Genomic DNA, 16,339 nt, shown 5'->3' on the forward strand with positions numbered 1-16,339 from the left:
GCTGGCGGAGCCGGCCGTCCAGGCCGCCCCGGCCCGCGCCAGCCCCGGCCCGCGCCAGCCCTTGCCTGCACCGGTCCTTACCTGCGGGGTAATCGACGCCCGGCGCCCGGGCGGGCAGGGTGGTGGGACCCGGGCGGCGCCACGACCGCCGGGCCCCACCCCCGTCAGGAGGCTGATCCGCCATGTCCGCGAACGCCCTCACGCCCGTCGGTCCCGGCTCCGTCCTCTCGCGGTGGACGGTGCGCGGCGTACTCGCCCTGGACGCGCTGGTCACCGGCGGAAACGGCCTGGTCTACCTGGCTTTCCCCGGCCCGGTCGGCGACCTGCTCGGGGTCGGCCGGACCACCCTGCTCGACCTCGGGGTCTTCCTCACCGGCTACGCCCTCGGGGTCGGCGCCCTGGCCGCCCGCCGCCGGCCGCCGCGGCTCGCCGTGCAGACGGTGATCGACCTCAACCTGGCCTGGGTGGTGCTCAGCCTGGTCGCGATGGCGGCCTGGTTCGAGCCGACCACCGCCGGGGCCGTCTGGATCCCGGCGCAGGCGGCGGTGGTGGCCCTGTTCGCCGTCCTGCAGTTCACCGCGCTGCGCCGGAGCGACAGCCGTGCCGACAGCCGTGCCGACGGCGGTGCCGACGGCGGTGCCGACGGCCGTGCCGACGGCCGCGCGGGCCGCCGCGCGGACAACCGCGCCTGAACCGGGGTCAGCGCTCCGGGCCCACGGCGGCCTGCAGGAACCGCACCGTCTCCGCGTCGGCCGGGAGGAAGGTCTCCATGGCCAGCTCGGAGACGGTCACGTCCAGCGGCGTGTTGAAGGTCGCGATGGTGGAGAGGAAGGACAGCACCCGCCCCTCGTGCCGGATCCGCATCGGCAGCGCGAACGGGAACAGCCCGGTATTCTCCCCGTGCTCCCCGTCCGGGCCCGGGGCGTCCGCCGGCTCCGGGTAGCCGCGGACCTCCTCGTACAGCCGCCGCAGCAACTCGGCGCTGACCAGCTCGATCCGGTGCTCCATCCGCTCCAGCAGGTGCCGCCGCCACTGCGGGTAGTTCACGATGCGCGGCGCCAGCCCCTCGGGGTGCAGGGCGATCCTGATCGCGTTGAGCGGCGGCTGCAGCAGGTGCGGGGCGACGCCGTCGAGGAGCAGCCCGAGCGAGCGGTTGGCCGCCAGTACCCGGAAGCTCCCGTCGACGACCAGCGCCGGGTACGGGTCGTGGGCCGCGAGCAGCCGCTCCAGGCCGCCGCGCAGCGCGTCCATCGAGGGGTCGTCCAGCGGCGTCTCGGGGAAGTGCGGGGCGTAGCCGGCGGCGAGCAGCAGGGTGTTGCGCTCGCGCACCGGGACGTCCAGGTGTTCGGCGAGCCGCAGCACCAGCTCCCGGCTCGGGCGGGACCGGCCGTTCTCGACGAAGCTGAGGTGCCGGGCGGAGGAGTCCGCCCGCAGGGCCAGTTGCAGCTGGCTGAGCTGCCGCCGTTCGCGCCAGCTGCGCAGCAGGGGGCCGACTCCGGTACCCGTCGGGCTGCCCATGCCCGCCATGATCGTCATGGCCAGGACGGTACTGGACCGGGACCGCGCCGCGGGAGAGGGCCTGCCGGTTGGGGCGGCGTGGCTCAGACGCCGGTGCTCGACCCCGGCCGGATGACCATCAGCACCACGACCACCGCCCACAGCAGGTTGAACACCCCGGCCGTCATCGGCAGCAGCCGCAGGCCCTGGACGGCCTTGGCGTGCTGCTCGTCCGGGGTGTCGGGGCCGAGCGCGTCCACCGCGGCCTGCTGCCCGGGCAGCACGAAGAGCAACAGCGAGAGCGCGGCGATCGCGGTGAGCACCATCGAGACGATCACCCAGGACTGCCCGAGCACGTCCATCACCTGGGCCAGGCCGATGCCCAGCACCGGCACGGCGACCCCCAGCAGCGCGTAGACCTGGGTGATCCGGTGCAGGACCCGCAGCACGCCCGCGTCCGAGGCCTGGTCCGGCCCACCGGACAGCGCGGCCTTGGCCCGGCGCGGGAACATGCTGACGGCCACCGCGACCGGGCCTATGAACAGGACCGACACGAGGACGTGCAGGCTCAGCAGGAACTTGGCCATGGCGGGGACACCCTTAATCCGGCGGTGGGCAGCTGGTTCGGCGGGCGTCCGGTGACGACGCGCCCGCGACCAGGCACGCTAACACCGCTTATCCGGCGGCCTGCCGCCCGCCCCGTCCCGTCCTGCCCGCCCCGACCTGCTCAGTCCGCCGTAATCAGCTGGATGATCCGCGGCGCGGCGGTGCTGACCGCCGCGACGGCGGCGCCGTACTCCGGGTCGGTCCAGTCGAGCAGGTGCAGGTCCTGGTGGCGGCTGCGCAGCGGGGCGCCGGGCGGGACGTCCAGGGGCAGGGCGGAGAGGTCGACGGACGCCAGGGTGTCCAGGGTGGCCCGCCCGATCTTGATCAGCGACTCCTTGCGCACCCACAGCCGCAGGAACGCCCGGTCCGGCTCCGCCGCCGCCTCGACCAGGCGCAGCTCGGCGGGGGAGAGCACCCGGCGGGCGACCGCGCCCAGCGATCCGCCGCGGGCGGCCAGCTCGACGTCCACGCCGACCGGCTGGAATCCGGCCCCGGCCGCGACCACGCCCCGGGTGTGGGACAGGCTCACATGCACCCCGGGGTGGTCCGGCAGGTACGGCTTGCCGTGGTCCGCCAGGCCGCAGTCCGGGCACTGCTGGGCGAGCGTGACCGCGGCGGCCGGGACCCCGAGCAGCCGGGCGGCGCAGAGCCGGACCAGCACGTGGCCGGCGGTGAAGTCGATCCGCCCGGACTCGTGCCGGAAGCGCGCGGCGCGCTCGCGCTCGACGGGGGTGAGCAGGTGCTCGCCCGCCTCGGGGTGCCGCAGCACGGCGTCGGCGGGCGCGACGGCGACGAGCGGCGTGCTCTGGTCCTGGGCCTCGGAGGTCATTCCCCCAACCTAACCGGCGCGGCCGCCGCGCGGGGCCGGGTCGGGTGGAGACGGCCGCTGCGCCGTTCGGTTGGTTTTCGAATCCGATCTGAGGATCTGCAGGGTAGGAATCGTCCGGTGTGAGGTTTGATGTGCCGGATCTGTGAGATCGCCAGCAGATAGTACGAATTAGCAGGTTTTGCGCGCCTGCTCCTTTTCCTATGCGCGGAGGAATGTGTCGATGGGTCAGGGCACCGGTACGCCGGATCACAGAACGACCGCCGTGAACAGAACACCAGCCACCCGTGGCCGCCGGGCCGTCCGGGTCGCCGTGGCGACCGCCGTCGCCGCGCTGCCGATGGCCGCCGTGCTGACGGTCGGTTCGGCCGCGCCGCTGGCCCCGCCGCTGGGTGCCTGTACGGGGCCTGACTGCCCGGCCACCTGGCCGCCGCCGAACAACGGCGACTTCACCGGCCGGGACGCCAGCATCAACGTCTTCACCGGCGGCGACTACACGGTGACCGGCCGCGCCGCCGAGGTCGAGGGCAAGATCGTCGCGCTGGGGAACCTGACCGTCGACAAGAGCCAGGGCGGCGGCGCCTACAACATGGGTGTCGTGGGCGTCGGTTCGCGCGTCGTGCCGCCGAACGGCAGCGACTTCGTGACCACCGGCGGCAGGGTCGACGTCAGGAGCGGCAACCGGATCCTGATCGGCGGCAGCGACTCCAAGGGCCAGGCCTTCGGCAACCTGCGGCACGCCGGCAGTGTCTCCGGCACGGTCAACATCGACCCCACCGGCCGGTCGATCCAGGACCCGAACGCCGCCGCGCCGTACCAGGAGGTGCTCACCCAGATCGAGGAGGTCTCCGACTGCGTCGGCCGGGCCACCGCGACCGGCACGGTCAACGTCACCAACAGCGAGGCGACCTTCACCGGTGACGGGACCAGCAGGAAGCAGGTCTTCAACGTCACCCGGAACCTCGCCTCGCCGAGCGGCGGGCAGATCGGACTGGTCTTCAACAACATCCCGGCCGGGGCCACCGTCGTGGTGAACATGCTCGGGGACAGCCCGGTCATCAACACCTACACGGGCACGGGGCTGCCCGGCGACCAGACCACCGCGATGCGCTCCAAGCTGATGTGGAACTTCCCCACCGCGACCTCGGCCGAGATCCGCGGCAGCGCCCAGTTCCAGGGCTCGGTCATGGCCGGGAACCCGGGCGGCACCACGACCATCTCCCAGCCGGGCATGGACGGCCGGGTGTACCTCGCGGGCAACCTGATCCACACCGGCACCGGCGGCTACGAGATCCACAGCTACCCGTTCGACGGGGACCTGCCGGACTGCAAGGTGTCGCCGAGCCCGTCGCCGTCGACCTCGCCGTCCTCCTCGCCATCCTCCTCGCCGTCGTCGTCCCCCTCGTCCTCGCCCTCCTCCTCCCCGTCGTCCTCCCCCTCGTCGTCACCGTCGTCGTCGCCCTCCTCCTCCCCGACGCCGTCCCCGACCGCGAGCTCCACCTCGCCCTCGGCCAGTCCGTCCAGCTCCGGTCACCCGACCAGCCACCACCCGACCAGCCACCACCCCACCGGTCACCCGACCAGCCACCACCCCGGTCACGGCGGTGAGTTGCCCTCCACGGGTGCGGGCAGCGCCCCGGTGGTCTTCGGCCTGGCCGGCGTCGGCCTGCTCGGCCTCGGTGGCCTCGCCGTCCTGGCCGCCCGCCGTCGCGGCCGCCACGGCTAGGGCCCCAGGAAGCAGCGAACAACGGCCCAGGCCGCCCGCGTCGTCGACCCCGACCGGGCGGCCTGCGCCGTGCTGGGGTGTTGCAACGACCGCTAGAGCCCAAGGTGGGCGAGGGGCCGGAGGCGGCTCAGTGGGAGTCGAAGAAGCGGTCCACCGTGCGGCGGTCGGCGGCGACGGCGTGCACCGGCTCGCCGACCACCCGGCCGGCCAGCGTGACGGCCAACTCGCCCACGTCCTGCCGGAGTCGGTCGGCGGCCTCGGCCCGGTCGGCGGCGATCCGCGTGTGCGAGGCGGAGACCAGCCGGTCCCGGTCGCGGATGCCCTCCGCGCGGGCATCGGCGACGGCGGCCGCGCCCTGCTCGGCGTACTCCTGCCGGATCCGGGACGCCTCGTGCCGGGCCTGTGCGAGCTCCTGCCGGCCGGCGTCGTGGGCGGCCTCGGCCTCGGCGCGGACGGCCTCCGCGCGTTCGGTGCGGCCCTCGGTCGCGTCCCACCGCTCGGCCTTCACTCGCTCGATGCGCGGGAGGAGGCCGTGGCCGAGGGTCCACATGACCAGGAAGAACAGGGTCAACCCGAGGGCCAGCATGAAGGGTTCGGGCTGGAGCGGTCCGAGTTCGATGTTCACGCAAGCCTCCCCTTGGTGCTGACGGACAGTCAGCGGGGAGTTTTCCCAACGATGATGAGGGTCGAACTTTACCTGGGCATGACCTGCGTCACTGCCCCATGACGTACGTGACGGTCGGGCCGGTGGTCCAGCCGCCGTCCACCGCGAGCTCGGCGCCGGTGACGTAGGAGGCGTCGTCGGAGAGCAGGTAGACCACGGCGGTGGCGATCTCGGGCGCCTCGCCGACCCGGCCCATCGGGGTGTAGGTCATGCCCGGGTGGACCGAGTTGACCCGGATCCGCTCGGTGCCCAGCTCGACCGCGCCGAACTCCGCCACCGCGAAGTCCACCACGCGCCGCCAGTCCTGCTCCGAGGTCACGTCGTGCCGTACGAACCGTGCCCGGTCGCCGAGTTCGGCGGCGGTGGCCTTGCCGTCGTCCGCCAGGACGTCGGTGATCACCACGCTGCCGCCGGCCGCGACGGCGAGCCGGGCGGCCTCGGCGCCCAGGCCGCGGGCGCCGCCGGTGATGATGACGGTCTTGCCGGTCAGGTCGTTCATGACGCGCTCCTCTGGGGGGTGGGGGCGGAGAGCATGGCGGCGGACATCGTCACCAGGTCGGCGAGGAAGGTCTCCTCGTCGGTCAGCGGGGTGGACCCGGTGAGGTGCTGCTGCGCCCGGTCGGCCAGGGCCGCGCCGATCAGGGTGAGGGCCAGGTCGATCCGCTCCAGCCGGATCGGCTCCGGCAGCGCGGCGATCCGGTCCTCGACCAGTTCGATCAGCCGCCAGTAGCCGCCGCCCGCCAGCGTGGGGTGCGGGGTCCGGGTGCGGACCCCGCTGCTGTGGCTGACCTGGGCGGAGATCCGCAGGCAGCGCCGGCCCTGGTCGGTGTGCAGTTCGGTGGCCTCGGCCGCGACCAGGGCGTCGAGAAGCCCGGGCAGGTCCGCGTCCGCGAGTGCGGGCAGGCGCGGCGCGAGGGCCTGCTCGGTGCGTTCCTGGCGGTCGGCCATGATCGCGTCGAGCAGGCCCTCGCGGGAGCCGAAGTGGTACTGCACGGCGGACGGGTTGCTCTGTCCGGCCAGTCGGGTGATGTCCCTGGTCAGGGCGGCTTCCACGCCTCGGGTGGCGAACAGTTCCTCCGCCGCCCGCAGCAGCCGCTCGCGGGTCTCGTGGCCCGCCGATGTCCTCGCCATGCCCGCAACGTCAATGCTGCACATTATTAACGGCGAGGAGCACCCCCGGCGCCGCACCCCGGAAGGCTCCGGCTACGTCACCTCGCCCCGGCGGGAGAACCGCTCCGCCCGCCACTCGCCGCTCGTCAGCACCTCGGCCAGCTGCCGGGCCGCGTCCCAGACCTCGGTGTACGACAGGTACAGCGGGGTGAAGCCGAACCGCATGAGGTCCGGTGCGCGGAAGTCCCCGATCACGCCGCGCTCGATCAACGCCTGCACCACCGGATAGCCGTCGGCGTGCCGCAGCGCGACCTGGCTGCCCCGTCGGGCGTGCTCGCGCGGGGTCGCCACCTCGATCCCGTCCAGGCCCTCGACCAGGCCGATGAACAGGTCGGTCAGCGCCAGGCTCTTCGTCCGGACGGCGGCCAGGTCGGCCCGCTCCCAGACGTCCAGACTGGCGCCCAGCGCGGCCTGGCCGAGCAGTGAGGGCGAGCTGGTCAGGAAGCGTCCGACGCCCGGCTTCGGGTCGTACCCGGGCTCGAAGGCGAACGGGCGGGCGTGCCCGAACCAGCCGCTCAGCGGCTGCCGCGGACCGGCCGCCAGATGCCTTCCGGCGACGTACAGGAAGGCCGGTGAGCCGGGCCCGCCGTTCAGGTACTTGTAGGTGCAGCCGATCGCGAAGTCCACGCCCGCCGCGCCGAGTTCGACCGGCAGCGCGCCCACCGAGTGGCAGACGTCCCAGATCATCAGCGCGCCCGCGGCCTGCACCCGGGCGGTGATCCCGGGCAGGTCCAGCAGCTCGCCGGTGCGGTAGTCCACCTGCGAGAGGACCACCGCGGCGACGTCGCCGTCCAGGTGCCGGTCCAGCTCCTCCGGCCGGATCAGCACGCTGCGCGCGCCCTCGACCAGGCCGGTGGCGCCCTCGGCGATGTACAGGTCGGTCGGGAACGCCTCGCCGTCGCCCAGCACGGTGCGCCGCCCCGGGCGCAGCCGCAGGGCGGCGACCAGCACCTTGAACAGGTTCACCGAGGTGGTGTCGCAGACCACCACCTCCTCCGGCTCGGCGCCGATCAGCGGGGCGATCCGCCGTCCCAGCCGGTACGGCTGCTCGAACCACCCGGCGTCGTTCCAGCTGCGGATCAGCTCCCGGCCCCACTCCTCCTCGACCACCTGCCGCACCCGCTCCGGGGTCCGCACCGGCAGCGCGCCGAGCGAGTTCCCGTCCAGGTAGACCACCCCCTCCGGCAGGGCGAACTCCTTGCGGAACGCCGCCAGTGGGTCGACGGCGTCCAGCGCCGCGCACTCCTCGCGCGTGATCATGCCGATCCCCTCGTTCACAGCTCGTCCCGGATCGTCCACAGCTCCGGGAACACGTCCTGCTCGGCGGACTTGCGCAGCCAGCTCAGGCCGCTGGAGCCGCCCGAGCCGGGCTTGCCGCCCATGGTCCGCTTGACCGCGGACAGGTGGCGCTGGCGCCAGTGGGTGACCCGCTCGGCGACGTCCAGCAGCGCCTCGCCGAGCGGCTGCAGGGCGGCGTACTCCGGGTCGGTGTAGACCAGGCGCCAGGCCTCGGCGACCTCCTCGTCGGCGCGGTAGCGCTGCTCGGACGGCTCCGGGCGCAGCGGCAGGCCGCGGCGGGCCAGCAGGGCCAGTGCGTCGTCGTACAGGCCGGGGGAGCGCAGCGCCTCGGCCAGCTCGGCCTGGGTCTGCGGCATCCCGTCGTACATCGTCAGCAGCGCGGCGTTCTTGTTGCCGAGCAGGAACTCCAGGTGCAGGAAGGCCGAGGACTGGAAGCCGGAGGCCTGGCCGAACGCCGAGCGGAAGGCGTTGAACTCCTGCGGCGTCATGGTGGCCAGCAGGTCCCAGGACTTCACCAGCACGTCCTGCGCCTGGGTGCCGCGCCGCAGCGCGGCCAGCGCGGCGGGCAGGTCGTCCTCGCGCAGCGCCCGCTGGGCGAGCGTCCACTCGTGCCGCAGCAGGTCGAACAGCAGCTCCATCACCTGCGTGGTGATGATGAACGACAGTTCGGCCGGCTCCTTGCTCTGCGGACGCTGCAGGCTGTGCAGCTCGTCCAGGCACACGTAGCGGGCGTACGGGGTGCCCCGACCCGGCTCCCCGTGCCGACCGAACGACAGGTCGGGTGTCTCCACCGTGTCGTGCCCCATCCCGTGCCTCCTGATCCACCCGGGTGCGTCGCCCGGACCGGCGACCAGGCGGACGGCCTGGTTCCGCCGGGGTGCCCATTGTGCGGCGGTGCGACCCCCCGGTTGAATGGTCGACGGACACCGCAACCGCCGTTGCGGTTGTCGATCGCAAGGCGTTGTGCCGATTCGCTTTACGATCGCGAAACCACCCGTTCCAGTCACCCCGGGAGCCGCCATGGACGCCGTCGACCGCCGCCTGCTGGCCGAGCTGCAGACCGATGCCAGGCTCTCCTACAACGAACTCTCCCGCCGGGTGAGCCTGTCCGCACCCGCGGTGGCCGAACGGGTCCGCCGGCTGGAGGCCGACGGGGTGATCACCGGCTACCACGCCCACGTGGACCTCAGCCGGGCCGGACTGCCGATCACCGCGCTGGTCCAGATCCAGTGCTACGGACCGCGCTGCGTGCTGCGCGACCCCCAGGTGGCCGCCTGGCCGGAGGTGCTCCAACTGCACCGGGTGACCGGCGGGGCCTGCTGCGCGCTGCTGGTCGCGGTGCCGACGATGGCCGACTTCGAGGCCCTGTGCGACCGGCTCGGCGGCTACGGCCAGCCGTCCAGCTCGATGATCCTCTCCAGCCCGGTGCCCTGGCGGCCGGTGGTCGCGCCGTAGCGCCGTGGCGCCGTGGCGCCGTGGTGCCTCTCGCCGTGGCGCCGTACGGCCGGAGCGGTAGGTTCCTCGGCATGCCGAACGAGCGTCACATCCTGCTGCTGCCCGGGAGCCTGCGGGCCGGCTCGACCAACGAGACCGTGCTGCGCACCGCCGCCGCCGTGGCCGCCGCCACCCCGGGCCTCCGGGCCACCTACTACGCGGGGCTGGCCGATCTGCCGCACTTCAACCCGGACCGCGACACCGACCCGCTGCCCGAGCCGGTGGCCGCCCTGCGCGCCGCCGTCGAGGCCGCCGACGCGCTGCTGGTCTGCACCCCCGAGTACGCCGGGACGCTGCCCGGCTCCTTCAAGAACCTGCTGGACTGGACGGTCGGCGGGACGGAGATCTCGGACAAGCCCACGGGCTGGATCAACGCGGCCGGCCCGGGCCGGGGCCAGGGCGCCGAGGCCACCCTGCGCACCGTCCTCGGCTACACCGGCGCGGCCGTGCTGGACGAGGCCTGCGTGCGGATCCCGCTGGACCGCCAGGCGATCGGCCCGGACGGGCTGGTCGCCGACCCGCTGGTGCGGGAGCGGATCGGCGAGGTGCTGGCCCGGCTCGCCGCGGGCTGATCGTGGAGCCGGTCACGGGCTGACCGCCGGGCCCACCGCGGGCTGACCGCGAGGGCGCGGCCGGGCTCAGTGCCCTTCCAGCATGTGCACCCCGAGCCCGTCCAGGCCGTTCAGGAACAGTTCCACGCCGACCGCCGCCAGCAGCAGTCCGAGCAGCCGGGAGAGCACCTCCAGCGAGGTGCGGTGGGTGCGCCGCATCAGCGGCGCGAGCAGGGCCACGCAGACGTAGTTGATCACCACGACCGCGAGGTACGCCCCGGTGACGACGGCCTTCCAGCCCCATTCGTTCTTGGTGAGCGAGGCGACCAGGACGGCGGTGATCGCGAGCGGGCTGGCGATGTACGGCAGCAGCAGCTCGCGGATGCCGTCCACCATGTGGTTCGGCAGGTGCTCGTCGTCGTCGCTCTCGGTGCCGAGGTGGAGACCGAAGACCAGCGCGACCGCGTAGATGAAGAAGATCGTCCCGCCGGCGAGCTGCAACGACTGGTCGCTGATGTGGAACAGCGTGGTGACCTCGTCCGCGGTGAAGCCGAGCACCAGGCCGACCGCCGCCGAGATCACCGTGCTCCACGCGGCCAGCCGCCGCAGTTCCCGGGTGCTCCGGGTGGAGGCCAGCCGGGCGAAGGCCAGCAGGGTCTTCGGCGGGCCGACCACGGCGAAGAAGGTGATGAACGCGCTGCTCAGGTTGAAGACGAACATGCGCCAAGCATGGCCGCGGGGCCCGGTGCGGGCGCTGTGCCACGCCCCGAGGCCGGGCGTGGCGTGGCGTGAATCTCACGGGCGGGCGGTTCATTCCGGAAGACCGGCGAATTCCCCCGGATGGCGGCCCCGGCTCGAACGGGTGCGCGCTGTCGGGTCCCATGGAAGTCGGATCACCCCCCGGGAACGAGGATGCGACATGTGTCTGAACCGTAAGGACCTGGGCCTGCTGGCCCTGCGCGGAGCGGTCGGCGGGGTGCTGATCGCGCACGGGACCCAGAAGCTGTTCGGCTGGTTCGGCGGCGGCGGTCTGGAGGGCACCACCCAGGCGATGGAGCACATGGGCTTCCACCCCGCCCGGCAGAGTGCCATCGCGGCGGGTGCCGGCGAGGCGGGTGGTGGTGTGCTGCTGGTCGCCGGGCTGGCCACCGGGGCGGCCGGTGCGGTGGTGGCCGGGACAATGGCCGGCGCGGTGGCGGTGCACGCGCCGGGGGGCTTCTTCGCGACCTCCGGCGGCTACGAGTACCCGGCCTTCCTCGGCGCGACCGGGCTGGCGCTCGGGCTGGCCGGTCCGGGACGGTACTCGCTGGACCACCTGACCTGCCACGTGCTCGACCGGCCGTGGATGGGACTGCTGGCCTTCACGGCGTCCGTCGCCGGGGCGTACGGCGTGGTGGCCCGGCGCCGGCACGCGGTGCGGCTGCGCGAGGAGCGGGCCGCGGTGGAGGCGGACGAGCAGGAGGGCTCGGGGCTGTCCTGACGGCGCGGGCGCCGGCGCCGGTGCCGACGCGCGGTGCGGTGCCGACGTCCGGTGTCACCCGGAGGCAGTAACCCTGCTGGCGCTCCCCCCGCGGCCCTCGGAGGGTGGGCGGGGAGGTGTGCCGGGCAGCCCGGCACCGGGGCAGAAACGAGGGACCGTATGGACCGCCAGCCGCTCACCCGGACCGGTTCGAGGCCGCGCGTCACCGCGCGGCGGCCGGACGGAACGCCGGCGCGCCGCCAACGCCGGTCGGTGGCCCGGGTGTTGGCCGTGGCGGTGGTCGGCTCGGCGGCGCTGGCGGGCTGCTCCTCCTCCGGCAGGAGTGCGGGCACCGTGGCCTCCTCGGCCGCCGCCGCGATCGAGCAGGGCGCCTCGGCCGCCGCCTCCGCCGCCTCGGCGCTGGCCTCGGCGGCCGGCGGGGCGGGGTCGGTGATCTCCTCGGCGGAGGCGCGGGCCTCGGCGGCGGTGTCCGCGGCCTCCTCGGCGGTCGCCGGGATCAAGGGCGGGCTGGACGCCAAGGGGGACGTGTCCGTCGGGGCGGTGAGCACCGGTCCGGACGGCAAGGCGCAGGTGGAGCTGACCGTCACCAACCACGGGCAGCAGTCGTACCGGTACGTGATCCAGATCAACTTCACCGACGACTCCGGCAAGCTGCAGGACGCGACCGCGGTGACCGTCCAGGACGTGGCGGGCGGAAAGAGCGCCCAGGCCACCGCGCGCAGCAACCGGGACCTCTCGGGAAGCCTGAAGGCCGTGGTGGCCAACGCGGTGCGCTACTGACGCCCAGGTCGGCGGGGTACCCGGGTGGGGGTCGAACCTTAAGCGCGGCTCAAGGCCCAACAGGACCCCTTGACGGGGGAGTTGGTCTAGTCCATTTTTATTGCCCAGGTGCAGGGAGCCCCTGAACCGGCGTCAACGGCCTCGTGCCGCGGGCGCCGGTTCGGCACATCCCGGTGTCCGTCACGGCCCGATTCCGCTGATCCGCTCGATTCCCCACCCCTGATCTGTCATGTCCCGGTCGCCCGACCCCACCTCGGGCGCACCCCCCCCGGGACGACGGAAACCCCCACAACCAGGAGTTACGCACCCATGCTGCGTTCACGCATTGAAAGGGCCGGGGCCCCGGCTCCGGCGGGCGGCCGCCGACGTCGTCCGAAGAGCCTGGCCGCCATCGCGGCCGGCACCGCCGCCTCCGTGCTGCTCGGCGCGGGCCTCGCGCTGACCGGCGGCGGCGCGGCCAACGCCGCCACCACCAACAGCACCGGCGCGCCCGCCACCAGCGGTGGCATCAAGGTCGCCTACTACGACCAGTGGTCGGTCTACGCCAACGCGTACTACCCGAAGACGGTCCAGGACACCGGCGTGGCCGGGAAGCTGGACTACCTGATCTACGACTTCGCCAACATCCACCCGACCGACCTGGGGTGTTTCGAGGCCACCAAGGCCGCCGACGGGAACGACAACAACCCCAACGCGGGTGACGGCGCGGCCGACGCGTTCGCCGACTACCAGAAGAGCTTCGGCGCGGACATCTCGGTGGACGGCGTCGGGGACGTCTGGAACCAGCCGATCGCGGGCAACTTCAACCAGCTGAAGAAGCTGAAGGCGAAGAACCCCAACCTCAAGATCCTGCTCTCGATCGGCGGTTGGACCTACTCCAAGTACTTCTCGCCGGCCTCCGCCACGGACGCCTCGCGCAAGCACCTGGTCTCGTCCTGCATCGACATGTTCATCAAGGGCAACCTCCCGAGCGACGCCGGCTACGGCGGCCCGGGCACCGGTGCCGGCATCTTCGACGGCATCGACATCGACTGGGAGTACCCGGGCGGCGGCGGCCACACCGGCAACATCTCCAGCCCGTCCGACAAGCAGAACTTCACGGCGTTGCTGAAGGAGTTCCGCACCCAGCTGGACGCGCAGGGCAAGGCCGACAACAAGACCTACGCCCTGTCGGCGGCGGTCGGCGCCGGCCAGGACAAGATCATGAACGTCGAGACCGACAAGATCGGTCAGTACCTGACCTTCCTCGACGTCATGACCTATGACATGCACGGCGGTTGGGACCCGCAGGGTCCGACCAACCACCAGGCCCCGCTCTACTCCGGCCCGAACGACCCGTCGACCCCGGCCAAGCCGGGCAACGGCAAGTACTCGATCGACAACGCCGTCAAGGCGTGGACGGTCGGCGACAAGGACTACGGCATCCCCGGCGGCTTCCCGGCCAACAAGATCAACATGGGTGTCCCGTTCTACTACCGCGGCTGGACCGGCGTCCAGAACAACGGCAAGAACGGCCTCTTCCAGCCCGCCGCCAGCCCGGCGGCCGGCGCGGCGATGTCCGGCAACGTCCCCGGCATCCAGATGTACAAGGAGCTCGCGGGCTTCGTCGACAACCCGTCCAAGACCTTCTGGGACGACGACGCCAAGGCCACGTACTTCTACGACGGCAACACCTTCTGGAGCGGTGAGGACGCCAGGTCGATCCAGGCCAAGCTCGACTACGCGCACTGCAACGGCCTCGGCGGCTCCTTCGCCTTCTCGCTGTACGACCTGGGCACCAGGACCGCGCTGTTCGACAAGATGGTCGACGCCACCAACGGCTCCTCCTCCGCCTGCCCGGCCCCGCCGACCGGCACGCCGACCCCGACCCCGACCCCGACCGGCACGCCGACCGGCACCCCCACGGGCACGCCGACCGGTACCCCGACCGGTACCCCGACCTCGCCGGCCGGCTGCCCGGCCGCCCCGAGCTGGGACGCCAACGCCACCTACGCGGCCGGCGGCACCAAGGTCTCCTGGAAGGGCCACTACTACACCAACAAGTGGTGGACCAAGGGCGACGACCCGAGTCTGAGCGGCCAGTGGGGCGTCTGGACCGACAACGGTCCCTGCTGACCCGTCGGACACCACGAGCTGAGGGCCTGACGGACCCTCGCAGCACCTGAACCACGCAGTCCGGCCCGCCGGGGGAGCACCCCCCGGCGGGCCGGACTCGTCGGCTTTCAGGCCAGGTCGGCGGTGCGCCCGAGCGCGTCCGGCTGGCTCTCCTCGATCCGCCGCAGCATCCGTGCGAGCAGCGCCGACAGTACGGCCCGCTCCTCACCCGAGATGTCCTGGAGCAGCTCCTCCTCGAACACCGCCGCCATCCGCATCGACTCCAGCCACTTGTCGCGGCCGTTCTCGGTGAGCTCGATGATCACCCGCACCCGGTTGGTCTCGTCCCGCTCCCGGGTGACCAGGTCCTCGCTCACCATCCGGTCGATCCGGTGCGTCATCGCGGCCGGGGTGAGGCCGAGCCGCTTGGCCAGCTCGCCCGGCCCGAGCTGGTACGGGCTGCCGGAGACCACCAGCGCCTTGAGCACCTCCCACTCGGCGGCCGTGATCCCGAGCACAGTCAGCTGTCGGTCGTAGGCCACGCCCATCCGTCGGGCGACCCGGGACATGGTCTGCACGATGGTCTCCACCTGGGGGTCCACGGTGGGGAATTCCCGCTGGTAGACGGCCACCTGCTCGGCGATGCCGAGCTCCCTGGGGGTGGCCGGCGCGGGCTTGTCCGTAGTCATGCGGACCAGTGTCGCACGGGGGCGTGCATCTCTTAAGCCTTTGACTCCGCACTCTTCCGGTGCTAAGACTTTATCTCGTCAAACTTTAGCTCTGAAATCTTCTGGACTTAAGAGTATCCAGTTGAATCCAGGAAGGGATGTGCACGGTGATCGGCACGGTGAAGCAGCGGGGACAGCAGCGACGCGGGGCGGGCGGCCCGCTGCGCCGCGTCCAGATCGGCAACGCGCTCAGCGCGTTCGGCGGCGGGTTCACGATGCCGTACATGTTCGTGTACGTGGACCAGGTGCGCGGGCTGGGCTCGCTGGCGGCCGGGATGGTGTTCACCGTCTTCGCGCTGGCGGCGCTCGCCGTCCTCCCGTTCACCGGCCGCGGCATCGACCGGTACGGGCCCCGCCCGGTCCTGCTGGTCGGCTCGGCGCTCGCCGCCACCGGCGCGTTCGCCTTCGGCCACGCCACCGGCACCCCGGCCCTGCTGGTCTCCTCCTTCCTGTTCGGCGCGGGTGTCACCACCTGCCAGCCGGCGCTCGCCACGATGATCGTCCGCTGCTCGACGGCCGCGACCCGCTCGCACGCCTTCGCGCTCCAGTTCACCCTGATCAACCTGGGCATGGGCATCGGCGCCCTGGTCGGCGGGCAGATCGTGAATGTCGCCGACCCGGCCAGCCTCACCCGGCTGTTCACCATCGAGGCGGTGACCTTCCTCGGCCTGGCGCTGGTCACCGGCACCGCCCGGATGCCGGCGGCCCCGCTGATCCCGCTGCACGAGAAGAACGAGGGCCCCACCGGCCTGCGCGCGCTGGTCGCCGACAAGGCGATGCTGCGGCTCTGCCTGCTCGCCGGGCTGATCTTCTTCACCTGCTACGGCCAGTTCGAGTCCGGCGTCGCGGCCTTCGCCACCGACACCGTCGGCACCGCGCCCTCCACCCTGGGCTTCGCGATCGGCGCCAACGCGCTGACCATCGTCGTCCTGCAGATGTTCATGGTGCGGATCACCGCGCGCCGCCGCCGCACCACCGCGATGGCCGCGGCCGGCGTGGTCTGGCTCGGCGCCTGGGCGATGGCCCTGGTGGCCGGCCTGATCCGGACCGAGACCATGGCCGCCACGGTCGCCATCGTCTCGATCTACGCCCTGTTCGGCGTCGGTGAGTCGCTGCTGGCGCCCACCATGGGCCCGATCGTCGCCGATCTCGCCCCCACCCGGCTGCTCGGCACCTACAACGCGGGGTACGCCCTGGTGAAGCAGATCGCGATCGCGGTCGGCCCGGCCGTCGGCGTGCTGCTGGTCGGCTCCGGCACGTGGCCGCTCTACCTCGCGGCCATGGCGGGCTCCACGCTGCTGATCGTCGCCATGGCGCTGCGGCTGCGCCCGCACCTCACGGCGGAGCAGGACAACGCCGCCCCGGCCGTGGTCCGCGCCCCGGTCGTCCGGGAGCTGCAGACCGCCGCGTGACCGCCGTTCGAA

The 16,339-nt window shown here is 72.8% G+C and carries 18 protein-coding genes; 8 read left to right on the top strand and 10 right to left on the bottom strand.

Going from position 1 to position 16,339, the window contains the following annotated elements:
* Nucleotides 1–182: 182 nt before the first annotated feature.
* A complete protein-coding gene (locus P3T27_RS36205) occupies nucleotides 183–692 on the top strand; it encodes a hypothetical protein (protein WP_348534192.1) in 510 nt (169 codons plus the stop codon).
* A 7-nt stretch (nucleotides 693–699) separates the two neighbouring features.
* Here P3T27_RS36205 and P3T27_RS36210 read toward each other — a convergent pair whose 3' ends face one another.
* The 3 genes from P3T27_RS36210 to P3T27_RS36220 form a co-directional block, all read right to left on the bottom strand.
* On the bottom strand, nucleotides 700–1,536 hold the full coding sequence (locus P3T27_RS36210) for a helix-turn-helix transcriptional regulator (protein ID WP_280685561.1): 837 nt from the start codon (nucleotides 1,534–1,536) through the stop codon (nucleotides 700–702).
* A gap of 65 nt (nucleotides 1,537–1,601) precedes the next feature.
* Nucleotides 1,602–2,084 carry a DUF2269 family protein gene (locus P3T27_RS36215; protein WP_280685562.1) on the bottom strand — a complete coding sequence of 161 codons (483 nt, stop codon included), beginning with the start codon at nucleotides 2,082–2,084 and terminating at the stop codon, nucleotides 1,602–1,604.
* A 140-nt stretch (nucleotides 2,085–2,224) separates the two neighbouring features.
* Nucleotides 2,225–2,932 (bottom strand): 4'-phosphopantetheinyl transferase superfamily protein, encoded by a 708-nt coding sequence (locus P3T27_RS36220; protein ID WP_280685563.1) that lies wholly within the window; start codon nucleotides 2,930–2,932, stop codon nucleotides 2,225–2,227.
* Between the two features lie 262 nt (nucleotides 2,933–3,194).
* Here P3T27_RS36220 and P3T27_RS36225 point away from each other — a divergent pair, with 262 nt between their 5' ends.
* Nucleotides 3,195–4,655 (top strand): choice-of-anchor A family protein, encoded by a 1,461-nt coding sequence (locus tag P3T27_RS36225; RefSeq protein WP_280685564.1) that lies wholly within the window; start codon nucleotides 3,195–3,197, stop codon nucleotides 4,653–4,655.
* A gap of 127 nt (nucleotides 4,656–4,782) precedes the next feature.
* Here the strand turns inward: P3T27_RS36225 and P3T27_RS36230 are convergent, their stop codons facing one another.
* The 5 genes from P3T27_RS36230 to P3T27_RS36250 all read right to left on the bottom strand — a co-directional run bounded on the left by P3T27_RS36230 (nucleotide 4,783) and on the right by P3T27_RS36250 (nucleotide 8,594).
* Entirely contained in the window at nucleotides 4,783–5,280 is a 498-nt protein-coding gene (locus P3T27_RS36230; protein ID WP_280685565.1) for a hypothetical protein, read from the bottom strand.
* 88 nt (nucleotides 5,281–5,368) lie between these two features.
* Nucleotides 5,369–5,818 carry an SDR family oxidoreductase gene (locus P3T27_RS36235; protein WP_280685566.1) on the bottom strand — a complete coding sequence of 150 codons (450 nt, stop codon included), beginning with the start codon at nucleotides 5,816–5,818 and terminating at the stop codon, nucleotides 5,369–5,371.
* Nucleotides 5,815–6,450, bottom strand: a complete 636-nt coding sequence (locus tag P3T27_RS36240; protein ID WP_280685567.1) for a TetR/AcrR family transcriptional regulator — start codon at nucleotides 6,448–6,450, stop codon at nucleotides 5,815–5,817. The genes P3T27_RS36235 and P3T27_RS36240 overlap by 4 nt, the downstream gene beginning before the upstream one ends.
* 72 nt (nucleotides 6,451–6,522) lie before the next feature.
* A complete protein-coding gene (gene kynU, locus P3T27_RS36245) occupies nucleotides 6,523–7,749 on the bottom strand; it encodes a kynureninase (protein WP_280685568.1) in 1,227 nt (408 codons plus the stop codon).
* Nucleotides 7,750–7,763: 14 nt separating this feature from the next.
* Entirely contained in the window at nucleotides 7,764–8,594 is an 831-nt protein-coding gene (locus P3T27_RS36250; protein WP_280685569.1) for a tryptophan 2,3-dioxygenase family protein, read from the bottom strand.
* 214 nt (nucleotides 8,595–8,808) lie between these two features.
* On the opposite strand from P3T27_RS36250, the gene P3T27_RS36255 reads away from it, so the two are divergent.
* Together P3T27_RS36255 and P3T27_RS36260 are read left to right on the top strand one after the other, a co-directional pair.
* On the top strand, nucleotides 8,809–9,243 hold the full coding sequence (locus tag P3T27_RS36255) for an Lrp/AsnC family transcriptional regulator (RefSeq protein WP_280685570.1): 435 nt from the start codon (nucleotides 8,809–8,811) through the stop codon (nucleotides 9,241–9,243).
* A 71-nt stretch (nucleotides 9,244–9,314) separates the two neighbouring features.
* A complete protein-coding gene (locus P3T27_RS36260) occupies nucleotides 9,315–9,854 on the top strand; it encodes an NADPH-dependent FMN reductase (RefSeq protein WP_280685571.1) in 540 nt (179 codons plus the stop codon).
* Nucleotides 9,855–9,920: 66 nt separating this feature from the next.
* On the opposite strand, the gene P3T27_RS36265 is transcribed toward P3T27_RS36260, so the two are convergent.
* Entirely contained in the window at nucleotides 9,921–10,553 is a 633-nt protein-coding gene (locus P3T27_RS36265) for a MarC family protein (RefSeq protein ID WP_280685572.1), read from the bottom strand.
* A gap of 199 nt (nucleotides 10,554–10,752) precedes the next feature.
* On the opposite strand from P3T27_RS36265, the gene P3T27_RS36270 reads away from it, so the two are divergent.
* The 3 genes from P3T27_RS36270 (at nucleotide 10,753) to P3T27_RS36280 (ending at nucleotide 14,208) form a co-directional block, all read left to right on the top strand.
* The gene (locus P3T27_RS36270) at nucleotides 10,753–11,313 is read left to right on the top strand and encodes a DoxX family protein (protein ID WP_280685573.1); all 561 of its coding nucleotides are present in this window, start codon (nucleotides 10,753–10,755) and stop codon (nucleotides 11,311–11,313) included.
* Between the two features lie 159 nt (nucleotides 11,314–11,472).
* On the top strand, nucleotides 11,473–12,093 hold the full coding sequence (locus P3T27_RS36275; RefSeq protein ID WP_280685574.1) for a hypothetical protein: 621 nt from the start codon (nucleotides 11,473–11,475) through the stop codon (nucleotides 12,091–12,093).
* A gap of 309 nt (nucleotides 12,094–12,402) precedes the next feature.
* On the top strand, nucleotides 12,403–14,208 hold the full coding sequence (locus P3T27_RS36280) for a glycosyl hydrolase family 18 protein (RefSeq protein WP_280685575.1): 1,806 nt from the start codon (nucleotides 12,403–12,405) through the stop codon (nucleotides 14,206–14,208).
* 107 nt (nucleotides 14,209–14,315) lie between these two features.
* On the opposite strand, the gene P3T27_RS36285 is transcribed toward P3T27_RS36280, so the two are convergent.
* Nucleotides 14,316–14,876 carry a MarR family transcriptional regulator gene (locus tag P3T27_RS36285; RefSeq protein WP_280685576.1) on the bottom strand — a complete coding sequence of 187 codons (561 nt, stop codon included), beginning with the start codon at nucleotides 14,874–14,876 and terminating at the stop codon, nucleotides 14,316–14,318.
* 146 nt (nucleotides 14,877–15,022) lie between these two features.
* On the opposite strand from P3T27_RS36285, the gene P3T27_RS36290 reads away from it, so the two are divergent.
* Nucleotides 15,023–16,327, top strand: a complete 1,305-nt coding sequence (locus P3T27_RS36290) for an MFS transporter (protein ID WP_280685577.1) — start codon at nucleotides 15,023–15,025, stop codon at nucleotides 16,325–16,327.
* Nucleotides 16,328–16,339: the final 12 nt, after the last annotated feature.

This window comes from Kitasatospora sp. MAA19 (genome assembly GCF_029894125.1).
Lineage (GTDB): Bacteria > Actinomycetota > Actinomycetes > Streptomycetales > Streptomycetaceae > Kitasatospora.

Excerpts from the sequence above, each read along its gene's own strand:
- P3T27_RS36205 (WP_348534192.1), top strand. The coding sequence starts at position 183 with ATGTCCGCGAACGCCCTCACGCCCGTCGGTCCCGGCTCCGTCCTCTCG.
- P3T27_RS36210 (WP_280685561.1), bottom strand. The coding sequence starts at position 1,536 with ATGACGATCATGGCGGGCATGGGCAGCCCGACGGGTACCGGAGTCGGC.
- P3T27_RS36215 (WP_280685562.1), bottom strand. The coding sequence starts at position 2,084 with ATGGCCAAGTTCCTGCTGAGCCTGCACGTCCTCGTGTCGGTCCTGTTC.
- P3T27_RS36220 (WP_280685563.1), bottom strand. The coding sequence starts at position 2,932 with ATGACCTCCGAGGCCCAGGACCAGAGCACGCCGCTCGTCGCCGTCGCG.
- P3T27_RS36235 (WP_280685566.1), bottom strand. The coding sequence starts at position 5,818 with ATGAACGACCTGACCGGCAAGACCGTCATCATCACCGGCGGCGCCCGC.
- P3T27_RS36240 (WP_280685567.1), bottom strand. The coding sequence starts at position 6,450 with ATGGCGAGGACATCGGCGGGCCACGAGACCCGCGAGCGGCTGCTGCGG.
- kynU (WP_280685568.1), bottom strand. The coding sequence starts at position 7,749 with ATGATCACGCGCGAGGAGTGCGCGGCGCTGGACGCCGTCGACCCACTG.
- P3T27_RS36250 (WP_280685569.1), bottom strand. The coding sequence starts at position 8,594 with ATGGGGCACGACACGGTGGAGACACCCGACCTGTCGTTCGGTCGGCAC.
- P3T27_RS36255 (WP_280685570.1), top strand. The coding sequence starts at position 8,809 with ATGGACGCCGTCGACCGCCGCCTGCTGGCCGAGCTGCAGACCGATGCC.
- P3T27_RS36260 (WP_280685571.1), top strand. The coding sequence starts at position 9,315 with ATGCCGAACGAGCGTCACATCCTGCTGCTGCCCGGGAGCCTGCGGGCC.
- P3T27_RS36265 (WP_280685572.1), bottom strand. The coding sequence starts at position 10,553 with ATGTTCGTCTTCAACCTGAGCAGCGCGTTCATCACCTTCTTCGCCGTG.
- P3T27_RS36270 (WP_280685573.1), top strand. The coding sequence starts at position 10,753 with ATGTGTCTGAACCGTAAGGACCTGGGCCTGCTGGCCCTGCGCGGAGCG.
- P3T27_RS36275 (WP_280685574.1), top strand. The coding sequence starts at position 11,473 with ATGGACCGCCAGCCGCTCACCCGGACCGGTTCGAGGCCGCGCGTCACC.
- P3T27_RS36280 (WP_280685575.1), top strand. The coding sequence starts at position 12,403 with ATGCTGCGTTCACGCATTGAAAGGGCCGGGGCCCCGGCTCCGGCGGGC.
- P3T27_RS36285 (WP_280685576.1), bottom strand. The coding sequence starts at position 14,876 with ATGACTACGGACAAGCCCGCGCCGGCCACCCCCAGGGAGCTCGGCATC.